This window comes from Dolichospermum compactum NIES-806 (genome assembly GCF_002368115.1).
Taxonomy (GTDB): Bacteria; Cyanobacteriota; Cyanobacteriia; order Cyanobacteriales; family Nostocaceae; genus Dolichospermum; species Dolichospermum compactum.
On the sequence record NZ_AP018316.1, the window covers coordinates 4,203,708 to 4,222,830 of the forward strand.

The 19,123-nt window shown below is 37.1% G+C and carries 16 protein-coding genes; 6 read left to right on the top strand and 10 right to left on the bottom strand.

Going from position 1 to position 19,123, the window contains the following annotated elements:
* Positions 1-49: 49 nt before the first annotated feature.
* The 4 genes from CA730_RS19485 to CA730_RS25775 all read right to left on the bottom strand — a co-directional run bounded on the left by CA730_RS19485 (position 50) and on the right by CA730_RS25775 (position 4,936).
* The gene (locus CA730_RS19485; RefSeq protein WP_053541294.1) at positions 50-1,009 is read right to left on the bottom strand and encodes an RpnC/YadD family protein; all 960 of its coding nucleotides are present in this window, start codon (positions 1,007-1,009) and stop codon (positions 50-52) included.
* Positions 1,010-1,079: 70 nt separating this feature from the next.
* Positions 1,080-4,439, bottom strand: coding sequence for a helicase-related protein (locus CA730_RS19490; protein ID WP_096669806.1), 3,360 nt, complete (start codon positions 4,437-4,439; stop codon positions 1,080-1,082).
* Positions 4,436-4,624 carry a hypothetical protein gene (locus CA730_RS19495; RefSeq protein ID WP_096669808.1) on the bottom strand — a complete coding sequence of 63 codons (189 nt, stop codon included), beginning with the start codon at positions 4,622-4,624 and terminating at the stop codon, positions 4,436-4,438. The genes CA730_RS19490 and CA730_RS19495 overlap by 4 nt, the downstream gene beginning before the upstream one ends.
* Before the next feature lie 105 nt (positions 4,625-4,729).
* The gene (locus tag CA730_RS25775) at positions 4,730-4,936 is read right to left on the bottom strand and encodes a helix-turn-helix domain-containing protein (RefSeq protein ID WP_231939888.1); all 207 of its coding nucleotides are present in this window, start codon (positions 4,934-4,936) and stop codon (positions 4,730-4,732) included.
* A gap of 209 nt (positions 4,937-5,145) precedes the next feature.
* On the opposite strand from CA730_RS25775, the gene CA730_RS19505 reads away from it, so the two are divergent.
* Positions 5,146-5,514, top strand: coding sequence for a hypothetical protein (locus CA730_RS19505; protein WP_096669810.1), 369 nt, complete (start codon positions 5,146-5,148; stop codon positions 5,512-5,514).
* 94 nt (positions 5,515-5,608) lie between these two features.
* Here CA730_RS19505 and CA730_RS19510 read toward each other — a convergent pair whose 3' ends face one another.
* The 4 genes from CA730_RS19510 to cobA form a co-directional block, all read right to left on the bottom strand.
* Positions 5,609-6,433, bottom strand: a complete 825-nt coding sequence (locus CA730_RS19510) for an IS982 family transposase (RefSeq protein WP_096669812.1) — start codon at positions 6,431-6,433, stop codon at positions 5,609-5,611.
* 143 nt (positions 6,434-6,576) lie between these two features.
* Positions 6,577-7,185 carry a dephospho-CoA kinase gene (gene coaE / locus CA730_RS19515; protein ID WP_096669813.1) on the bottom strand — a complete coding sequence of 203 codons (609 nt, stop codon included), beginning with the start codon at positions 7,183-7,185 and terminating at the stop codon, positions 6,577-6,579.
* Positions 7,185-7,988: a uroporphyrinogen-III synthase gene (locus CA730_RS19520; protein ID WP_231939889.1), complete on the bottom strand. Its 804-nt coding sequence runs from the start codon at positions 7,986-7,988 to the stop codon at positions 7,185-7,187. The genes coaE and CA730_RS19520 overlap by 1 nt, the downstream gene beginning before the upstream one ends.
* A 204-nt stretch (positions 7,989-8,192) precedes the next feature.
* The gene (gene cobA / locus CA730_RS19525; RefSeq protein ID WP_407919747.1) at positions 8,193-8,933 is read right to left on the bottom strand and encodes a uroporphyrinogen-III C-methyltransferase; all 741 of its coding nucleotides are present in this window, start codon (positions 8,931-8,933) and stop codon (positions 8,193-8,195) included.
* A gap of 583 nt (positions 8,934-9,516) precedes the next feature.
* Here cobA and CA730_RS19535 point away from each other — a divergent pair.
* Entirely contained in the window at positions 9,517-10,212 is a 696-nt protein-coding gene (locus tag CA730_RS19535; RefSeq protein WP_096669819.1) for a response regulator transcription factor, read from the top strand.
* Between the two features lie 266 nt (positions 10,213-10,478).
* Here CA730_RS19535 and CA730_RS19540 read toward each other — a convergent pair whose 3' ends face one another.
* On the bottom strand, positions 10,479-10,760 hold the full coding sequence (locus CA730_RS19540) for an Npun_R1517 family heterocyst differentiation transcriptional regulator (protein ID WP_096669821.1): 282 nt from the start codon (positions 10,758-10,760) through the stop codon (positions 10,479-10,481).
* 807 nt (positions 10,761-11,567) lie between these two features.
* Here CA730_RS19540 and ndhM point away from each other — a divergent pair.
* The 4 genes from ndhM to CA730_RS19560 all read left to right on the top strand — a co-directional run bounded on the left by ndhM (position 11,568) and on the right by CA730_RS19560 (position 17,042).
* Positions 11,568-11,924, top strand: coding sequence for an NAD(P)H-quinone oxidoreductase subunit M (ndhM, locus tag CA730_RS19545; RefSeq protein WP_096669823.1), 357 nt, complete (start codon positions 11,568-11,570; stop codon positions 11,922-11,924).
* A gap of 213 nt (positions 11,925-12,137) precedes the next feature.
* On the top strand, positions 12,138-14,321 hold the full coding sequence (locus CA730_RS19550) for a PP2C family protein-serine/threonine phosphatase (protein ID WP_096669825.1): 2,184 nt from the start codon (positions 12,138-12,140) through the stop codon (positions 14,319-14,321).
* Between the two features lie 156 nt (positions 14,322-14,477).
* A complete protein-coding gene (locus CA730_RS19555) occupies positions 14,478-16,106 on the top strand; it encodes a CHAT domain-containing protein (protein WP_096669827.1) in 1,629 nt (542 codons plus the stop codon).
* Positions 16,107-16,412: 306 nt separating this feature from the next.
* A complete protein-coding gene (locus tag CA730_RS19560) occupies positions 16,413-17,042 on the top strand; it encodes a hypothetical protein (protein WP_096669829.1) in 630 nt (209 codons plus the stop codon).
* Between the two features lie 130 nt (positions 17,043-17,172).
* On the opposite strand, the gene CA730_RS19565 is transcribed toward CA730_RS19560, so the two are convergent.
* A complete protein-coding gene (locus tag CA730_RS19565; RefSeq protein ID WP_096669831.1) occupies positions 17,173-18,522 on the bottom strand; it encodes a PrsW family glutamic-type intramembrane protease in 1,350 nt (449 codons plus the stop codon).
* Between the last annotated feature and the right edge of the window lie 601 nt (positions 18,523-19,123).

The following is a 19,123-nucleotide window of genomic DNA, read 5'->3' on the forward strand; positions in this document are numbered from 1 at the left end:
ATCTTTTGGAGGGGTATCTTTAGCAGAGAAGTCAGGGATCTGAATTTGGTTAATTTTGCGGTAAATAGGAATCAATTAACTGCTGAAATTCCTCCAGAGAATTAACATGAATACTGGGTAAAAGTAAATTTTCCAGGATAGACATATTATCAATTCCCTTAATAGTATAGATCATCTTTTCTGGAAGATTAGCAAATCTACTGGAGAGGATTTTGATAATGTTTTCTTGACAAGTTTTTCTAGCACCAATTTCCTTACCTTTTGCTTGGGCGTTTTCTTCAATAGTGCTGAGGAATGGCATATTTAACTCCTTTTCGTAATCATCTAATTTGGTTTCAAATGCTGTTTGTAATGGTGGTGGTAAAGTCATCATTTTATCAATGATCTTAACTAGATTAATAATATCAAACTTAGTTAAGCCCTTTTGATATAATGCTCTAACTAAACTCCATTTCCATTGTTCTCTTTCAGTTAAATTACTAGTGGTAGCTTTGGTTTTCAGATGTGCCATTACTATTGTAGCAAAGAGATTATCACTTGTGGTTAGATATTCCCATTCATAGTCTAATAGTTTGACTATACTAAATTCAATTTTTACTCTACTATTACCTAAACCATATTCATAACTATTTGGTCGCCATTTTTTGTTTTCATCTCCTAATATTGCTAAACTAATTACTGGTTGATTAAATAAATCAAAAGAACGATAATTGTAGATAAACATTCTTTTTGGAAACTCTTTATCATATTGACTTTGTACTTCTATATGAATTAAAATCCAAATTATTTCACCATTTAATAACCACACTTGAAACAATTTATCCGCATACCGTTTTTCTGTTTGACTTGATGCGGTAATTTGTTCTAATTCCTTATCTAAAGATATTGGTTGTTTACTCCAGTCAATTTCTTGGTGAATTTCTGGATAGAAGAATAGTAAGAATAATTCCAGATATTCTCCTATTGCTTCTTTCCATGTATCATCATAATTTGCGGTAATGTCGCTCATAATTAATATTATATCCCTGGTTATTTTATTAATTTTATCAGATCCCGGACTTCTCTAAGAAGTCCGGGATCTAACTCTGATTGCTTTCACAATTAGCATGATAACGCCAATCATTAACGACATACCGAATTACACTTACCTCCTCAGCAGGGTTTAAATGAAGTGCTGGATTTTGAATTGTGTATAATGTAGGATTAGTTGCTGCATTTTCCACAATATAAAGCCAATATTCATCTCCTAAACGATTAGCCATTACCCATTCATTAGGAGTTAAAGAAATTGCTCCAGTAGCAGACCTAGCTTTAACTTCGATATAACGATAATTACCTGAATCATCACAGGAACGAATGTCATAACCTACATATTCTAAAGAAACATCTTGAGGATTTCTCTGCTGTTGTTTCTCGTATTCAATAGTAGTTTCCATACCAATTAATTCAATCTCTTTATTAGTATGTTGGTCAGAACCACCAAATTTAGAAACAATAGGTATGACTTGAATAACGCTTAAAATCTCAGGTTCTGAAAGATAAAGATTAGTTTGGACTCTAATATCTTCTTCTAACTTGAGTTTTTTCTGTTCTAAATCATCTCGGTTACGCTGTTCATTACCAATAATGACATCAGGAATATTATCACCTTGGATTTTTCTAATCTCATAGTCAGTTAATTTGGCTTCTGACTCTAAAATTAAAGAATCAATGGATTTTAAACCGTATTTCCGCTTAATTTGAGCATCTGATAAACGTTTCTGTAATAATTCCTCTTGATAGGGGTCTAAATAGTTGTCTAAAATATAAGCTATAGCATTTTCTAGTTTAGATTTCAGATTGCTAACTTTTAATGCTTCTACTAATTCTTCTATAATTTCTGTAGATTCGTCATTGGGTTTTAAATCCCATAGCACTGAAGGATTAACAATTTGAAAATTATCTAACTTGTCTTGATACAAACACACTAATCTACGTCCGGCTATTTCTCCACTACCATCTTGAATTTCACCAGACATAAACCATAATAAACCGTCCCATTTACCATCAGGGTCTAAAAAAACTGAGCCTTTATCTATTTCTTTTTGATATTGTTTAAATAAATGTTCTAAAATTGCTTCCATTAAAGGATGACCACTGGTAACTAATTCTGCTTGTGCTTTAAAAGTAGTATTTTTATCAAAACCAAAGTTTAAATATTCTCGTTGTACTTCTCCATATTTGAGTTTAAATTCATGGGGTTGATTTCTTAACTCAAAAGGTACACTAGGAATACGCCAAAATCCATTTTGACGTTTTTCAACTTTGATTTTTAAATGTTTAGCTGCTCTTAAAAAGAACCTTTCAATATATTCCGGTACAAGACGATTTTCCTTAGCTGTACGCTGTTCTTGATTAATTCGAGATAAATCAATATGACGAGTAGCTAAAGCCTCTAAACTAGCCTGTTTAACCTTATTAATTGCCTCCATGTCTGGGACTTTATCCATTTGGGCTAAAATATCATCTATAGTTCTTTTATTAGCGATCGCATCCAGAATTAAATCCTTTAAACTAGCACCTTGTAAAACATCACCAATGACATCAAAAACTCTATCTCCTAGAGCTTCTTTCATTGCTTCTAACTTATCAAATAGCTTTTGTAAAACCTTACCTTCCCTCGTATCCAAAGCCACTAAATTGTAAATATGAACTTCATGTTGTTGTCCATAGCGATGAATCCGTCCCATTCTTTGCTCTAATCGGTTAGGATTCCAAGGAATATCATAATTAACCATTAACCAACAAAATTGCAGATTAATACCTTCACCTGCGGCTTCTGTGGCTACCATAATTTGAGCTTGATTTTTAAACTCATGTTCGGCTTTAATCCGAGCATCCATGTTTAAGCCACCATGAATTAAAGTCACACTATACTGCCACTTTTTCAGCTTTTCTGCTAAATATTCCATTGTGTCTTTTGACTCAGTGAAAATTAGTAACTTCTCCTTACTTTCTCGAATTTTTCTTTCTTCTAAAACTTCCCGTAAGCGATTGAGTTTTGTTTCAATCTCTTGCTTTTCTGCTGCTTTAGCTAACTTAACTAAAAACTCTAAATTAGTAATTTCTAACTTTAATTCATCTAAAGATTCGGCTGAAGTTAATTTAGCAAGTAATTCTTCTTCTTTACTGTAGCGTTCCTCCTCTTCTAAATCTTCTAGGTAGTCTTCATGATAAATACCATCCTGTATTAATTTGCCTTTTTTATATAAATCTTCTAATCGTTGTTTGCGACGTTCTAAAGATTTTAAAACGGCTCTGACGCTAGAAGCCAAACGTCTTTGCAGAACAGTTAAAGCAAAAGCCACATTACGTTTTTCTTTTTGGAGAGCTTTGTTAAAGTTCTCTTCTACATAATCGGTAACAGCATTATAAAGTTTTTTCTCTTCTTCATTCAAATAATACTTAATCGTTTCCACTAAACGGGGTGGGAATAAAGGTTGTCCATCAAAGTTTTTTAAATCTTCTTTTAAACGACGTAAAAATAAAGGATTATCTGCATCTTCAATAGAAGTTGCTAACATTTCTGTATTAGCAAAGAAGTTAGGTTGTAGTAAATCCAGAAATAATTTGAAGTTTTCAGGATCTCCCCGATGGGGGGTAGCAGTTAATAGAATTAAATATTTAGAATTACTAGATAGAGTTTCTCCTACAGTATAACGAGCAGTTTTACTAACTTTCTCTCCATATTTATAAGCAGACATTTTATGAGCTTCATCAACGATAACTAAATCCCATCTAGCATCGTTAAAAGCTAATTGCACATCATTTTGTTTGATAAAATCAAGGGATGTAATGATTTGTGGAAATTCTGTCCAAACATTTTGACTCCAACTAGCATTAACTACACCCCTATCTACCATTAAGAATTTCTCAGAAAAACGCTCCTTCATCTCTCGTAACCATTGGTCTTTAAGATGTCCAGGAACAACTATTAATACCCTATTTACTAAACCTCGATATTTTAATTCTTTAATTAATAATCCTCCCATGATGGTTTTACCAGCACCGGGGTCATCTGCTAACAAGAAACGAATATTAGGACTTTTGAGAATGTAATGATAAATAGCTTCAATTTGATGGGGTAATGGGTCAATTTGGGATGCACTGATACCATAAAGGGGGTCAAATTGAAAAGCATTGCGAATGCGTGTTCCTTCTAAGTATAAAAATACCGATTCAGGATTTCCTGTAAATTGAAATTGTACGTCTTTTTGTTCTTGGAGATTAATTAATTCTTGAATAGGAATAACAGGGTGATAATATTTATCACTATTAATACCAACAGCTTCTATTTTTACTCTGTAAGTGCCTATCATTTTAGATGATAAAACTTTTACGGGTTCAGGAAATTTGTCTCCGCAAATGATGATTCCTGGCTGTAACTGTTCTATCTTCATTGTTTATATCCCGATAATTCATTCAGATCATAAATAGCCTCAGTGCTACGGGCTGGTAAATGTAAATCATCTATATTTAAAGGTTGAATAGCAGCGTTATAACCTAGTTTTTGGAAGAGGTTAGCAATTTTCTCAGGACTACGAATATTTAATAAATCATCTAATTGCAATAAACGCTCTACCATTTTTTAATTCCTTAAATACTTCTGCAATAATTCCTGACCCTGTTCCCCCACTTCCCCAAGCTTCTGCTGAATAAGTTGCATGGCAATTGGTGAGGGTTGCGATTCCTACGGAGCGCTTCGCGATCGCTCATTCTCCCAACGGTTAACAGTGCCATAAGTCATACCTAGATAAGCTGCGAACTGTTCTTGAGTAAGTTCAGTCAACAGGCGAAACTCCCGAATTAGCCCCCCAATTTCGGGTTGTTTGACCAGCAATGGTCTTTTCAACATCTGGTTCATGCCTGATGTAACAAGTATTATATCTTTTGACATAATAGGCACATTTAAAAATAAAAGCAATAGCAAAAACAGCTAAATTCAAGAAAATTTGCTAGTTTTTTAGTTTTCTTTGATGTTTAATTTGTATAAAGTCGAAATATGCACTAAGTAAGTCTAGTGTCATCCACCAAAAGTTAGATATTAGCTTCTAAAATCATTGTCCCCCGATTTGCTAAAATAAGCATACAAACAGAGGTAATGTTATGGGTCAGGAATTTGGCAATCCCAAGAAATCAAAACTCGATATATTAGCAGAGTCAGCAATTTGTTATTGTCAACAACGTAGTCCAGAAAAATTAGATACCATCTTTGATTATCAACCACCGGAAATCAACCATCAAATTTGTGAAAAGCTTATCGCTGTTTTAGATATTGGTACTATTGCTTGGTTCTGTGGTTATTTAGCATCTGAAATAAACTGTAGCCAGGACAACAATAAACCCCATCCTATCGGCGAATTATCGGGGTTTCTCATCAGTCTGGGATTCAAATTATTTGAAGACTTTACACCTTATCCTGGTCGTCGGTTAATAACCCAAGTTGCGGGTAATAAAATGGTGGATAATGTGTAGAGCTTCAATAGGGAAGAAAGGCATCAAAAATTAACGATGGCTCTTGAGAAGTAACCTTCAGGAATAGTATACTTATAAGTATAAAATGTACCAATTAAATAAATGCTTGGTCGAGAGTGAAGGCAAAAATAAATGCTTGCACTTTCAATAAAAACCCTTGATATGTGACGGCATGAATGGATTTGGGAAAATCACTTGTAATCGAACTAAATACAGTTTCAATGTAATGACGAGTATGTTGTTTTATATATTGAATCCAAGGGGGGTCAAGACGTTTGGATTTCTTTTTCCGCATCACTTTTAAACTAATTTGACTTGTTTGTTCCAAGTCATCTTCAATTGTGTAATCTGTGTAAGCTGCATCACCATAAACTTCACTCCCCGGTGGCAGATTTAAGGGTAAAGCATTTAGCCCACGTACATCATTGGCACTACCAGGTAAAAACGCAAATTCCACAGGAATTCCGGTTTTGGTTGTTAATAATTGAACTCGCACACCATAGAAGTATCTTTTCTTGGATGCAATATAACCTCTATACTGCTCTGACTTAATTAACTTGACATTAAAAATACGAATATTATCACACATCGGCACAGGAAATGAGTCTAAAAGATACTCCGTATCTTCACTAATTTCTTTGAGCATCATTCCCATTTGATGAAATAAATCATTCATTAACATAAAAACTCCGTGCAATCTTTTATTAAATCGTGATTTATCCAACATATTTGGTATCAATCCATGTTCTTGCATATAAGTACAAGCCTTGCTGTGGTTACCATTGAATAACATCGCTGCACACACAGCCGTTGTGATAATTTCTGCATCATTCATGACTCTACGACTATCTTCATCATGTCCAATCGCTTTGAGCAAGTCATCCGTGATAGCATAAATGGCAATTATTTCGTTTAACATACTCCCCTCCTCTTTTTCTTCCTGGAGGGGATTTTATTTAGGTAAGATTTAGGAGAAATTCATTAAACTGACATCCTAATACATTTTCCATCATACTTTACCTTGGATTGTATAAAACAGCAATGATCTCAAATTTATTACTCCTATTTTATTTCTAAAAATGTTGAATCTTGCAACAAAACTTTATCTATCTGTTGTAAAAGTGATTCTAAATTAGCAGAATTATCTAAAACCACATCAGCACGAGCGATTTTTTCCACAATAGGTAATTGACTATTAATTCTCGCTGCTGCTTGTTCTGGTGTTAAATTATTCCGTTCTATTAATCGCTGTTGTTGCTGTTGTGGGGAACAAGATACCACCCAAATTTGATTAACTAGATTTTCTAAATTAGCTTCAAATAATAAAGGAATCACTAAAATTAAAGTATTTGCAGATGATTCTTTAATAGCTTTAGCAAAACAATTTCTTACATAAGGATGAATTACCCTTTCTACCCAATAACGTTCTTCCGGTTGATTGAAAATAATTTCTCCTAATTTAGCTCTATTTAAATTACCATCATTTAATATGATTTCTCTACCATATTTTTCAGCAATTTGTGACAAAATAGGAGAACCTACAGATACCGCGTCTCTCGCATAAATATCTGCATCTAAAATCGGCAAATTGTAAGTTGTCGCTAAATAATTAGCAACTGTACTTTTCCCTGTTGCAATTCCACCAGTTAAACCAATTAAATTCTTAGTCATTAGTTATGAGAAAATTTAATTATGGCATTTGTTAAACCTTCTAAAGTATATTCTTCCGCTTCAATATCTACTCTCCCAAATACAGTTTGACAAGTTTTTGAAGTTTGGGGACCAATAGACGCTATGCAAACTCTGGCTAAATTTTCGGGATTGTATGTAAATATATGTGCTGTTAATTGCGAGAAAAATAGCACTGTTTTAGAACTGGCAAAGGTAATAATATCTACAGTATTATTAACTAAAGCATATTCAGCCGCAGGAGGGATACTTTGAGGAGAGCAAGATTCATAAGCGGGAACTTCAATTACTTCTGCACCTTTGGCTGTTAATTCCTTTACTAATACTTCTCTGCCACCACTTTCAACTCTAGGAAATAATATCTTTTTACCTATTAGTGATTCGGGAAAGTTTTCCACTAAGGAATCAGCAATAAAGTTAGGAGGGATAAAATCAGCTTGGATATTTTGTTTTTGTAAACTTTGGGCTGTTTTTTCCCCAACAACAGCAATTTTCACACCAGCTAAAGCATTTTTATCTTGACCGGATTTTTCTAATCTATCGAAAAAGTATTCTACACCATTACTAGAAGTGAGAATTAGCCAATTAAAAGTTGATAAATGCAAAATTGCCTGATCTAAAGCGTCCCAACTGCTAGGGGGTCCAATTTCTAAAGCTGGCATTTCTATCACATTAGCACCTGCTCCGGTTAAGCGATCGCTAAATTGATTTGATTGTCCCACAGAACGGGTAACTAAAATAGTTTTACCAGCAAGGGGAGAAAGATTGTAATTCACGGTTGACATTCAATTTGTGACAGTAATAATTTTAGGTTTCGCGCAAAAGAGTATTCGTAGGTTGGGTTGAAGAATGAAACCCAACATTTCCTTTACCCCAATAGTTCATCAATTTGTTTGGGTTTTAATTTGTTCTAATACCCAAACATTTCCTCAACTTGGTTGGGTTTCACTTTGTTCTACCCAACCTACAATTTTACAAATGGAAATCCCTTACAGGTAATCCCGTAATCGGACAACTTCACCAATAACTATAACTGCGGGAGAGAGAGATAAGCCGGCGGTTTGTTCGAGGATATTTCCCAGTTCTCCTGTCCAGATTTCTTGACTGGGTGTTCCAGCCCAACGGATAATAGCAATTGGTGTAGAATGAGATTTCCTATATTTTATCAGTTGATGGATTATGTCTGGTAAATTTTTTCCCCCCATCAAAATTACTAAGGTTTCTAAGCTTGCTAATGCTTCCCAGTTTAAAGTTTCTGGTTCATGGGCTGTACAAACTGCAAAGCAACGACTAAGAACGTTATCTGTGAGCGGAATTCCTGCCAATAATGGTGCAGCTAATGCAGAAGAAATTCCCGGAATGATTTCAAATTCACAACCTGCATTTTTTAAAGCCACAATTTCTAAAATACAACGCCCAAATATGAAAGGATCTCCCGATTTTAGTCGAATAACTCGTTTCTTTTCTAAACAATATTTTACCAATAAAGCGTTGATTTCAGTTTGGGAAGTGCTGGGTTTACCTCCGCGTTTACCAACATCTATTTTTAGGCAATCAACAGGAACACAATCTAATAATTGACTATCAACTAAAGCATCATAAACCAATACCTGGGCAGATGCTAACAGCCGATAGGCTTTAACGGTTAAATATTCTACATCTCCAGGACCTGCACCAACAAGATAAACTTTACCCATTTCCTTACTGACATTTATTAAGTACGCAGGCAAAACTAATTATATAAAAGATTTGGATTGTAGGGGTAGCGCCCCCGTGCCTACCCCGGTATTTGTAGCAACCACAGGGGGTTGGCCCCTACAAAATTGATTGGTTTAGAAACTTTAAAATGATAATTAAGTTTGGCGATATATATCTCGTTATCTTGTTCCAAGCCTCTGACTGGGAATGCTATCACGAGGTTCTCTCTTTTAGAATTTTTTACTATACTGAGTATAGTAACGTAGTATTGTACATTGTGCATTGTTTTTTCCCTGTCTTAGGGAACACCAAAAAATAAATTACCCAATTTTGTGGGATGGGCATCCTGCCCGTCCTTGGTAATTAGCGGGCAAGATGCCCGCACCACAAGAAACTTTTGGGGATTTTTTTAATTGGAAGTCCCTTAGGGAACACCAAAAAATAAATTACCCAATTTTGTGGGATGGGCATCCTGCCCGTCCTTGATGATTAGCTGGCAATTCGTCCCGCACCACAAGAAATTTTTGGGTATTTTTTTAATTGGAAGTCCCTTAGTAGTCAAGACTCACCAAATTTCGCTAGATTAGATCAAGGTACACTTAATAGGAATTTTCAATGTCAGCACAATTGTTACTGGTAGATGACGAACCAGGATTGCGGGAAGCCGTCAAAGAATACTTACAAGAAAGCGGTTTTAGGGTTCAAACTGCCAGTAATGCCCGTGAAGGTTGGAACTGGATGCAAGAGAACACAGCTGATTTGGTCATTTCTGATATTATGATGCCCCAGGTGGATGGCTATCAGTTCCTCAAGCAAATGCGAGATGACCCCCGTTTCCAAGCCTTACCAGTGGTATTTTTAACTGCTAAGGGCATGACAGGCGATCGCATTCAAGGCTATCATGCAGGTGTTGATGCGTATTTACCTAAACCATTCGATCCTGATGAATTAGTCGCCATAGTTGAAAACTTACTAGCGCGTCGCAGCGCCCAAACTCCCACTACCGGGGAAGACAGCGACACCCCAAATCTTGCCGATTTGGCTAATCAAATCGCTCAAATTAGAATACTATTAACTCACAGGAGTGCGATATCCCAATCTCCAGCCCCGTTTAAAATAGATTTGACTCCTAGAGAGCAAAGTGTTTTAAATTTGGTAGCAGAAGGACTAATGAATAAGGAAATTGCCCGTCGCTTAGAAACAAGCGTCCGCAATGTCGAGAAGTATGTCAGCCGATTATTTAGTAAAACTGGTACTAATAGTCGCACCGAGTTAGTTCGTTTTGCTCTAGAACATGGTCTAGCTAAGTAAACTACATCTACTAGTGATTAGAGTTACTTGGTAAAAAAATGGTAAAATGCACCTAGATAACTTGGCTGCCGAAATAGTAACATAATGTTGCATATTTTTACTACTAATTTTCCTAGCTTGCCAGTACGAAGACGCAAATATTGTAGACGTAGTTTTACGTTTACAAGCAAACTTATTATTGGGGAAAATAGGTAGAGGCAGACTTTTAAAACTTAATCTTGAAAACCCTAAATTAGATAGGCTACTATAAGTAATTACACTGAATACTATTGTATGGCATCAGCGAAATTGCGTAACCGCATCAGTTGACGGCGCATTTGTGGAGAGGCTTTAAACTCCGAAATCTCCTGGGCTTTAACTGATGCTTGTAAGGTTTCTAAAAAATCGTCAGATCCTTCTGTTAAAGCTTCTAGTAATACTTGCAACAGTTGCTCACGATCACTTAACAAACTCTTTTCCTCAATCAGACGAAATTTGAGGTGAATTTCACAGTCATAAACACCTACTTCGGGATTATTTATTTGACGTGGTAATGCTTTGGAGTTCATAGTTTTGAGGATTCCTTCACTCAGTGTTTATACGGATTAGGGACTAAATCTTCAGAAAAATTCCTTATACTTTCTTTATACTTTTGTGAATCCAAAGTTTTTACAGATCAGAATTTCTCCTTATCCATAAAACTGGCATTCTATTTTACTCCCCCTGTCTTTTTTCAGTTAGATTTTACTATTTTTTGATGTTTCTTTACTAGTTATGGCATATCTTAGCCATAAACTATTATTCGATTTTTGAGATGTTATACCATGAAGTTTTTGTAAAGAGTTGATTGCCCTTGATAAAGGTTTTTACATCAACTTGTTAAAAACGTCAAGAAATATTATTTTTTTTACTTTTATTCCCTAGTAATACTTAAGCATTTTTACTGAAGACGCTCCTTTGATAAATGCAATTCATAATTGTAGGAAAATTCATTAAAGTCACTACAAGCTGAGTATATTTACATGAGAAAAAATCAGAATCAGTCAAGAAATCAGGAAATTTTTTGTGAATAATCACATCCATGAAGCAAGACCAACAGCAAAATTACAACAGATGGCAGATAAATGAGATACAAAGTGGAAATCAAAACCCAAACACCTCTCTTTCTCCTTCCTTCTTCCTAAACTCCTAAACTCCTAAACTCCTAAACTCCTAAACTCCTGAACTCCTGACTCCGAACTCCGAACTCCGAACTCCGAACTCCGAACTGCAAACTCGTAGATTCAGTGACTTTCTCATTCATTTCTGCTGTAAGCTCAAACATAGCAGTTAAAATGATTGCAGTGTAATTCAGCTAAATTCTTACACCCAAATTTATGGATAACCTGATGCTGCTCAAGTCCACAACCCGTCATGTTCGCATTTTTGCGGCTGAAATGGACAAAGATGACCTGATTCCAAGTAATCAAGTCTTGACATTGGATATTGATCCAGACAACGAGTTCAACTGGAATGAAGATGCTTTGCAAAAAGTTTATCGCCAGTTTGATCAACTGGTAGAAGCATCTAGTGGCGAGGATCTGACAGATTATAACTTACGCCGTATTGGTTCAGATTTGGAGCATTATCTGCGATCGCTCCTCCAAAAAGGTGAAATTAGCTATAATCTCTCCAGTCGGGTTACTAACTACAGTATGGGACTACCCCAAGTAGCAACTAGTAACAACCAATAGAATAGTACATATTTACTTAGTCCTGGCGAAGATAATTCGCCGGCTATGTCAAGTTTTAGTGACAGATTGAAGATTAGTTCTGCTATTGCTACATATTCCCACAACAATAAAAGTTATGATAAGTTTGTGGGTTGCTAAAAATATGCGCGGTAGTAACCATTGCTACCAAATACTGTTAAAAAAAATGCTAATTGCAGAATCGGTGGGAAAACTATGGAAAATGATGCGGTAACGCTCTGCTGCCCAAATGAATATTGTCAATCGGCTAATCCCCTCACCCACAAATTTTGCCAGCAGTGTTCCACTCCCTTGCCAAAGCGTTATCTTTGGGCTGTGGGCAGTGATTTTAGTCATTGTCATGGGTCTATTTTAAACGATGCGGGCGCTCGTTATTTAGTCATTGATAAATCCATACTTTTAGATATTAAACCTGGTGTATTGCCCGAAATACCTGAATTAGATGATTTAGAAAAAATTAGACCCTACCTCAAACTCATCACCTATCGTCTCCATATCCCACAAGTTTATGGAATCCTCAATTTAAGTAATGAGCAGACTAAAACAGAGATACTACTATTAGAAAAACCACCATTAATAGTTAATGCAAACATTACTCAAGTTAATTTATGTAAAAGCTTAGACGATGCTTGGAGTCAAGCCTCATCAATGCGTCAAATTCATTGGCTATGGCAATTAGCTAATTTGTGGCAACCCCTAGTTATTGAAGGAGTAGCATCTAGCCTTTTAGATAATTCTGTATTAAGAGTAGAAGGTGTACTAATCCGCTTATTAGAATTACGGTTCGATGATAAAAATTCGCCAACATTACCCCAACTAGGAGAATTTTGGCAGCAGTTACTACCAACTACTAAACCAAATATTGCTCCATTTGTGCAACAAGTATGTGATTGGTTAATTAAAGGAGAAATTAACTCATCGAGTCAATTAATTAAAATTTTAGACCAGGGATTGAGTCAATTAGCACAATCTCAAACAACCACAATTAAAATCTATACTAAAACAGACCCAGGACCCAGCCGCCCCCGTAACGAAGATGCTTGTTATCCTGCCGGGGACACTTTAATCACGAAACCACCGCAGGAGAACACCCTAGCTATTGTTTGTGATGGTATTGGTGGACATGAAGGCGGTAACGTGGCTTCCAACCTGGCAATTGAAACTATTTATAAACAAGTCAAAGAACTGACTTCAGTTCCCACCGAAAATATAGATCCCGCTTTACTACTTTCGGACTTAGAACTGGCAGTAGCCACAGCTAATGACAAAATCAGCCAGCGTAACGATAACGAACACCGTCAAGGGCGACAACGCATGGGAACAACTATTGTTATGGCTTTACCTATTGCCCATGAAATGTATATTGCCCATGTCGGTGATAGTCGTGCCTATTGGATTACTAATCATGGTTGTCATCAAGTTACCTTAGATGATGATGTTGCATCCCGTGAAGTCCGTTTAGGCTATGCTCTCTACAGAGAAGCTTTAGAACACAGTGGTTCTGGTTCATTAGTTCAGGCATTGGGAATGGGTAAAAGTACCTCGCTACACCCCACATCTCAACGTTTTATTGTTGATGAAGATGCTGTTTTCTTACTCACATCCGATGGGTTGAGTGATTTTGATAGAGTGGAAGAATCTTGGGAAACTGAAATATTACCTCTTCTCTCTGGAAAAACAAGTATAGAAGATGTTGCCCAAAGATTAATAGAAATTGCTAATACTAAAAATGGACATGATAATGCCACTATTGCCTTAGTACATTATCATGTTGAATACTCTGAACCAGAGACGATAATTACAGCGGATATTTCTCATCTTTTACCTGATACAGAATTATACTCGACAGGTGATGATACAGCCAATGGACAGAGTTTTATTAATAGTCCGAAAACTCAAGTTATTTCTGAACGCAAGACTGCTAGACTTTCCCAATTACCATTACAGTTGTTTATTCTTTTAGGGTTAACATTATCATCTGGTTTGTTGGGATATTGGTTTAAACTCCAAATTAAGTCACCAACAGTAATTTCTTCTCCCTCTCCATTTTCTACAGGTAAACCACCAACTTTGACGGCACAAAGAAGTTTAGAAAATCTTGCTCCTAGTTGGGTAATTCAAGCTAATAATTCCATAATCTTAAATAGGCAAACTTTCCCTGCTGAAAGTTTTTTCCAAGTTATAGAGAAAAAAGATAATCCTAATGCTGTGGATAATCCAGATGTGCGGTTGCGGGTCTGTGAAAAATCCAGTCCGGCATCAGCAACTCCTAAAATAGTACAACTGAAATTTTCTGAACTGCAAGATTTAGTCAAGGACATCTCTATTTTACAATCAGATCAACCTAGCATTTGTGAGCAGGAAACAGGGAACAGGTAGAAATTTTCCCAATGACCAATGACCAATGACCAATGACCAATGACCAATGACCAATGACCAATGACCAATGACCAATGACCAATGACCAATGACCAATGACCAATGACCAATGACCAATGACCAATGACCAAATCCATGTCTAGCCCGAATTTGGCAATGCCTTCGGCGAGTATAGCGATCGCCCGTCTAGTAAATACTGGCACAGATCACTTCGCTATTTGGGTAGTCAAAGCACCATATCCTAGTGGTTATGTTCTCCGTGATTGTGTTTTCTCCCCTGAACTTAATCAAGTTTGGCAAGAATGGCAACAAATGTTTGCTGGTCATAGTCCCCTGGATATTCCTTCTAATGCAATTTCTTCATCAGTCAATACTTTGCCATTAACTGTAATTTCACCCGCTGAAGGTCAAAGTACCAGTCCTTATAGTAGTCGTCTGATGCAATCATTAGGCATCAATCTCTGGGGATGGATATTTGATGGGGCGATTTTGAGTAGCTGGGAACGGAGTCGGGGTATGGCTATGGGTCAAAAGACTCAATTACGCTTTCGGTTAGAAATTCGTGATCCTGATCTAATTGCCCTCCCCTGGGAAATTATGCAGCGGGAAGTTGGACAATCCGCCATATCTCTTTCCCAAGATGTTTTATTTAGTCGTACCATCAGCGCAGTTGAACCATTACCAGAATTGCGGACTGACCGGGCGGTAAATATTCTGCTGGTGTTAGGACATAATCATAAATTACAACTAGATCAGGAAGCGTCTTTACTAAAAAAGACATTGTTAGAAGGTCATCCTGGGGGCAAAACTGCCGCTGGATACGCACCTTGTACAGTAAAAACCCTGATCCAACCGACAAAGGCAGAGTTAATTCAGGAGTTAGAAACTAAAGTTTATAATGTGTTTTTTTATGCTGGTCATGGATTACCAGATCCAGATGGAGGCTCATTATTTTTAGGAAATGAACTCAGAATTAATGGCATAGAATTAGCTCAGGTTTTAACACGAACAGGCATAAAATTGGGAGTTTTTAACGCCTGTTGGGGAGCGCAACCAGCAGCAGTTGATCACAAGGCTATACTGGCTAGTAGTTTGGCTGAGGTGTTGATTCGTCATGGTGTGCCAGCGGTATTGGGGATGCGTGATGAAATTGCTGATGCCGAAAGTCATAGTTTTATTCAAACCTTTGCTTTCAGTTTGCGATCGCGTAAATTAATTGATGAAGCAGTGGCAACCGCTAGACAAGAACTATTGACACTGTATAAATTTAATCAACCAGCTTGGACATTACCAGTTCTCTACCTCCATCCTGATTTTGATGGAGAACTGATTAAAGATGTGGATGAAGGAGTCACAGAACTACCCAATACGGCGATTTCTGACCTAGTTACCCCCGTTAATACAGCTTATTTGCGATCGCTCACACCAGGAGGCAAAACTTGGCCATTACGTTCTGGAGTCACCCGCATCGGTCGCACAAAGGAGAATGATATTATCATCCCCGAAATTTATATTTCTAGACACCACGCAGAAATTTTATGTCGAAAGACTCTCAAAGAAACTACATCCATGACCACTTATTACCTACAGGATTTCTCTACCTATGGGACAACCTGGTATTTAAGCCCTAATGGTTGGCAACAAATTCTCCGGGAAGAAGTACCTTTAACTTCAGGAATGCAGTTAATGTTTGGGAGTTCTAAAGGTGAAATTTGGGAATTTATTCGAGAGGATTCCATCCCTAGGGGCAGCACCCCCGTACCTACCCCCAAAAGTCACTCATAAAAACCAGTTGATAATTAACAATGAGGTAAGTAGGTTGGCGTTGAAAATAGTCGTTATAGCAAGGCAAGAGACAAGAGTGAAGAAGGTTTCAGCGATTTTACGTTTCTTTACACAGTTTGGTTTTATTGTGTTCACCTACTTACAGAATCTAAATTCAAAGCCAGATAGAAAGCCAGTTTTACTCCTTCTTTCTTCTTCCCCCTGACTCCTGACTCCTGACTTCTTGACTCTTGCTGTATTTTGCGGAAATTCAATTTTTGAGATTGTAGCTGTCAATAGAACCTATAAATTAATAGTGAGAAGAAAATGAAAACCCACATTAATGATTTAAATATTTTGAATATTGCCCCATCAAATGTAGATTTAGAATTTATAGAAGCACTTTTAGCACCTGAAGATGCTGCTTATCCCTGGAATTTGGCTGATGAATCTTCAGAAGATTATTTTCATAATATAGAACTACAGTTTGGGTTGCAAGATTTTTCCGATGCAGAACTGAGGATCAGTACCGACAATTTTTATCAACATCTAGATACAATGTGGGATCAGGTTGCTGTTCTGGAAAATAACAGTAGTAAAAATACTGTTAATTATCTTCAGGAAGTCTTGCAGAACGCTTTTTCAGTTATTCCTAGCGGTTTACTCACTGCGATTGCTCAAAAAGCTGCTGAAGTTTCTATGCTTGAACAATCCGCTAGTGAGAAATTAGTGGAATGTGTACAAGCTTTACTACCTAGTTGGGAAGTAGATGATCTGTTGGTTTTAGCTCGTCCTTTTGCTTATGCAATGCGAAGTATTGAAGCACACACATTAACATCGACAATTAGAGATTTTGAACATCGGGATTGGGCAAATTTATCAGAAATAGAACAGGCCAAAATTACTTTAGCGATCGCTGATTATGCCCTCCAACATCTCTCAAAATCTGATTCTTAAGCGGTATCTACTCCAATGAAATCAATAGTTCACAGAAAAAGTCATACACCCAGCCAATTTTAATTCTTTCTTCCTTCTTCCTTCTCCCTTCCTTGTTTCTGACTCCTGACTCCTGACTCCTTGATTCCTGCTATTTTGGATCAAGAAACCGGGTAGCAAAGTTTTCTGACCTTGTGGGTGATAATACCCGTGCTTTCAGAATTGCTGCCATCAGAAATGCATAAGATAAAACACCGACTACTACCAAAAACAAAGCATTAATAGCGCCCGTTGCATTCCATAAAGCGTGGAGTGCAGAAGCGCTCAAATAACCCACCGTGAGGATTTGCTTGCCTTTGAGGGGTTTTAACACAGCCAAACCAACAAAATAGCCTAAATAGCCACTGTAAGCCATGTGTCCAGCCACAGAACCTAAAATGCGGGGAATGAGTAGCTGTAAACCGACTAATTGACCAGAATTTTGGGAAATTAAGGGTACATATTGACCAAGAGTTTCTAGTAAAGTAAAACCCACAGCGGAAGCTGTACCCAAGAGAATACCATCCAGCGGTTCCCAAACCCCAATCCGTTCTCGCCAGGGTGATCGGAGGGACTTGCCAATCCAATATGCTCCTAATACTGGTAGTATTTTCAGGAGTTCCTCCATTAACCCTGCACCAAAAAACATCCGCACTAATAATTCGGTGAAGGTAATCCCATCTGGAGATGTCGCATCCAAAGTCCCAGGTAAGATATCGCGGAAAACTGTGATAAATAAATCTAAAAGAGGACTCAGTAAAATTAATATTGTACTCAGTGCGGCAGCCATGAGTACCCACCAAGGCTTAGATTTACCACACAATTGATAAACAAAATAGTAAGCAGCAAAAGCGATGTAAGATCCCACAATTACTTGATTGGCTTGGGGATGACCTACAGTAGCAAACATTAATACCACGAAAACTACTGTTAAGATTCCTGGGATCAGGTAGGCCTTGCGAGTGAGATCCTTACCAGTAGAGATAATGGGAAATAATTGTGTGAAGCTTACAGAATCTTGCTTTGATGACAGATGTTGATAATTAACAGATGATAATACTGTCGCTTTACTGACATTGATCATTGTTTTTTGAGCAACAACTTCGTACTCAAAAATAAATTGTGGTCCATCAGTACCCAGGGAAATGCGATCGCCTAAATGTAATTCTTGACATCCTTTCAAGCGTTCTCCATTTAAAAAAGTGCCATTGGCACTATTTAAATCACAAATTACCCAGCTATAACCGTTATCAGTCGCTAAAGAAAGGGGACGAAGTACCGCATGACGACGAGATACCATCCGGTATATTACGGCATCCAAGACAATTTGGCAGATGGGGTCACGTCCAATTACCATTTCTTTACCAGGAAGCAACAAGTAGCGAGATGCTGACTCGGAAACTTCGACCTTACTGGACACCAACCGCAGAAATGCATTCTGTCTTGCGTTTTTGCCTGTCATCGAGTTAGTGAGTGTGTCTAAACAAATTCTCAGGCTTACGCCATTCGCTTAAAATTTTATAGTAGTAGACCTAATTTTAGCCATATTCACGGCTGCACCACCCTCAAATATACCATAGCTTCACTAGCTGTCACCCTCATTCAAAATACAAAATTGCAGAAAATTCTCCATACCATTAAGTTAGAGACAGTAAGAGAACTCCACAAAAAAGATGAACTGCTTGCAGCAGAGCCAGTTCCCTCCGGGACGCTCCGCGAACGCTATCCAAATTTCTGGGGATTCAATCCCATGATCAAAAGAGTTGCGTGCCAGTTGTAAAAGGGGATCATAGAGTTTTTCGGCGATCGCTTTATCAACTAGCACATCTGTACCAGTAAAGTCAAAAGTCAAAACCAATATTGGGCAAGCTTTTTGGCGATTAAGAATGGTTGATTTATTTACGCCGTGCTGTACTAGTAAATATTAAAAGGTCTCACATTGATACCGCGGTATGCAATTAACCATCTGTTTTATTTACTCAATAATCCTATTGTATTATAATATTATATACTCATTTTATCTACTGTAATAGTTCAGTAATAACGCTTATTTTAATGTTACA

Excerpts from the sequence above, each read along its gene's own strand:
- CA730_RS19485 (WP_053541294.1), bottom strand. The coding sequence starts at position 1,009 with ATGAGCGACATTACCGCAAATTATGATGATACATGGAAAGAAGCAATA.
- CA730_RS19490 (WP_096669806.1), bottom strand. The coding sequence starts at position 4,439 with ATGAAGATAGAACAGTTACAGCCAGGAATCATCATTTGCGGAGACAAA.
- CA730_RS19495 (WP_096669808.1), bottom strand. The coding sequence starts at position 4,624 with ATGGTAGAGCGTTTATTGCAATTAGATGATTTATTAAATATTCGTAGT.
- CA730_RS25775 (WP_231939888.1), bottom strand. The coding sequence starts at position 4,936 with ATGTCAAAAGATATAATACTTGTTACATCAGGCATGAACCAGATGTTG.
- CA730_RS19505 (WP_096669810.1), top strand. The coding sequence starts at position 5,146 with ATGGGTCAGGAATTTGGCAATCCCAAGAAATCAAAACTCGATATATTA.
- CA730_RS19510 (WP_096669812.1), bottom strand. The coding sequence starts at position 6,433 with ATGTTAAACGAAATAATTGCCATTTATGCTATCACGGATGACTTGCTC.
- coaE (WP_096669813.1), bottom strand. The coding sequence starts at position 7,185 with ATGACTAAGAATTTAATTGGTTTAACTGGTGGAATTGCAACAGGGAAA.
- CA730_RS19520 (WP_231939889.1), bottom strand. The coding sequence starts at position 7,988 with ATGTCAACCGTGAATTACAATCTTTCTCCCCTTGCTGGTAAAACTATT.
- CA730_RS19535 (WP_096669819.1), top strand. The coding sequence starts at position 9,517 with ATGTCAGCACAATTGTTACTGGTAGATGACGAACCAGGATTGCGGGAA.
- CA730_RS19540 (WP_096669821.1), bottom strand. The coding sequence starts at position 10,760 with ATGAACTCCAAAGCATTACCACGTCAAATAAATAATCCCGAAGTAGGT.
- ndhM (WP_096669823.1), top strand. The coding sequence starts at position 11,568 with ATGGATAACCTGATGCTGCTCAAGTCCACAACCCGTCATGTTCGCATT.
- CA730_RS19550 (WP_096669825.1), top strand. The coding sequence starts at position 12,138 with ATGGAAAATGATGCGGTAACGCTCTGCTGCCCAAATGAATATTGTCAA.
- CA730_RS19555 (WP_096669827.1), top strand. The coding sequence starts at position 14,478 with ATGCCTTCGGCGAGTATAGCGATCGCCCGTCTAGTAAATACTGGCACA.
- CA730_RS19560 (WP_096669829.1), top strand. The coding sequence starts at position 16,413 with ATGAAAACCCACATTAATGATTTAAATATTTTGAATATTGCCCCATCA.
- CA730_RS19565 (WP_096669831.1), bottom strand. The coding sequence starts at position 18,522 with ATGACAGGCAAAAACGCAAGACAGAATGCATTTCTGCGGTTGGTGTCC.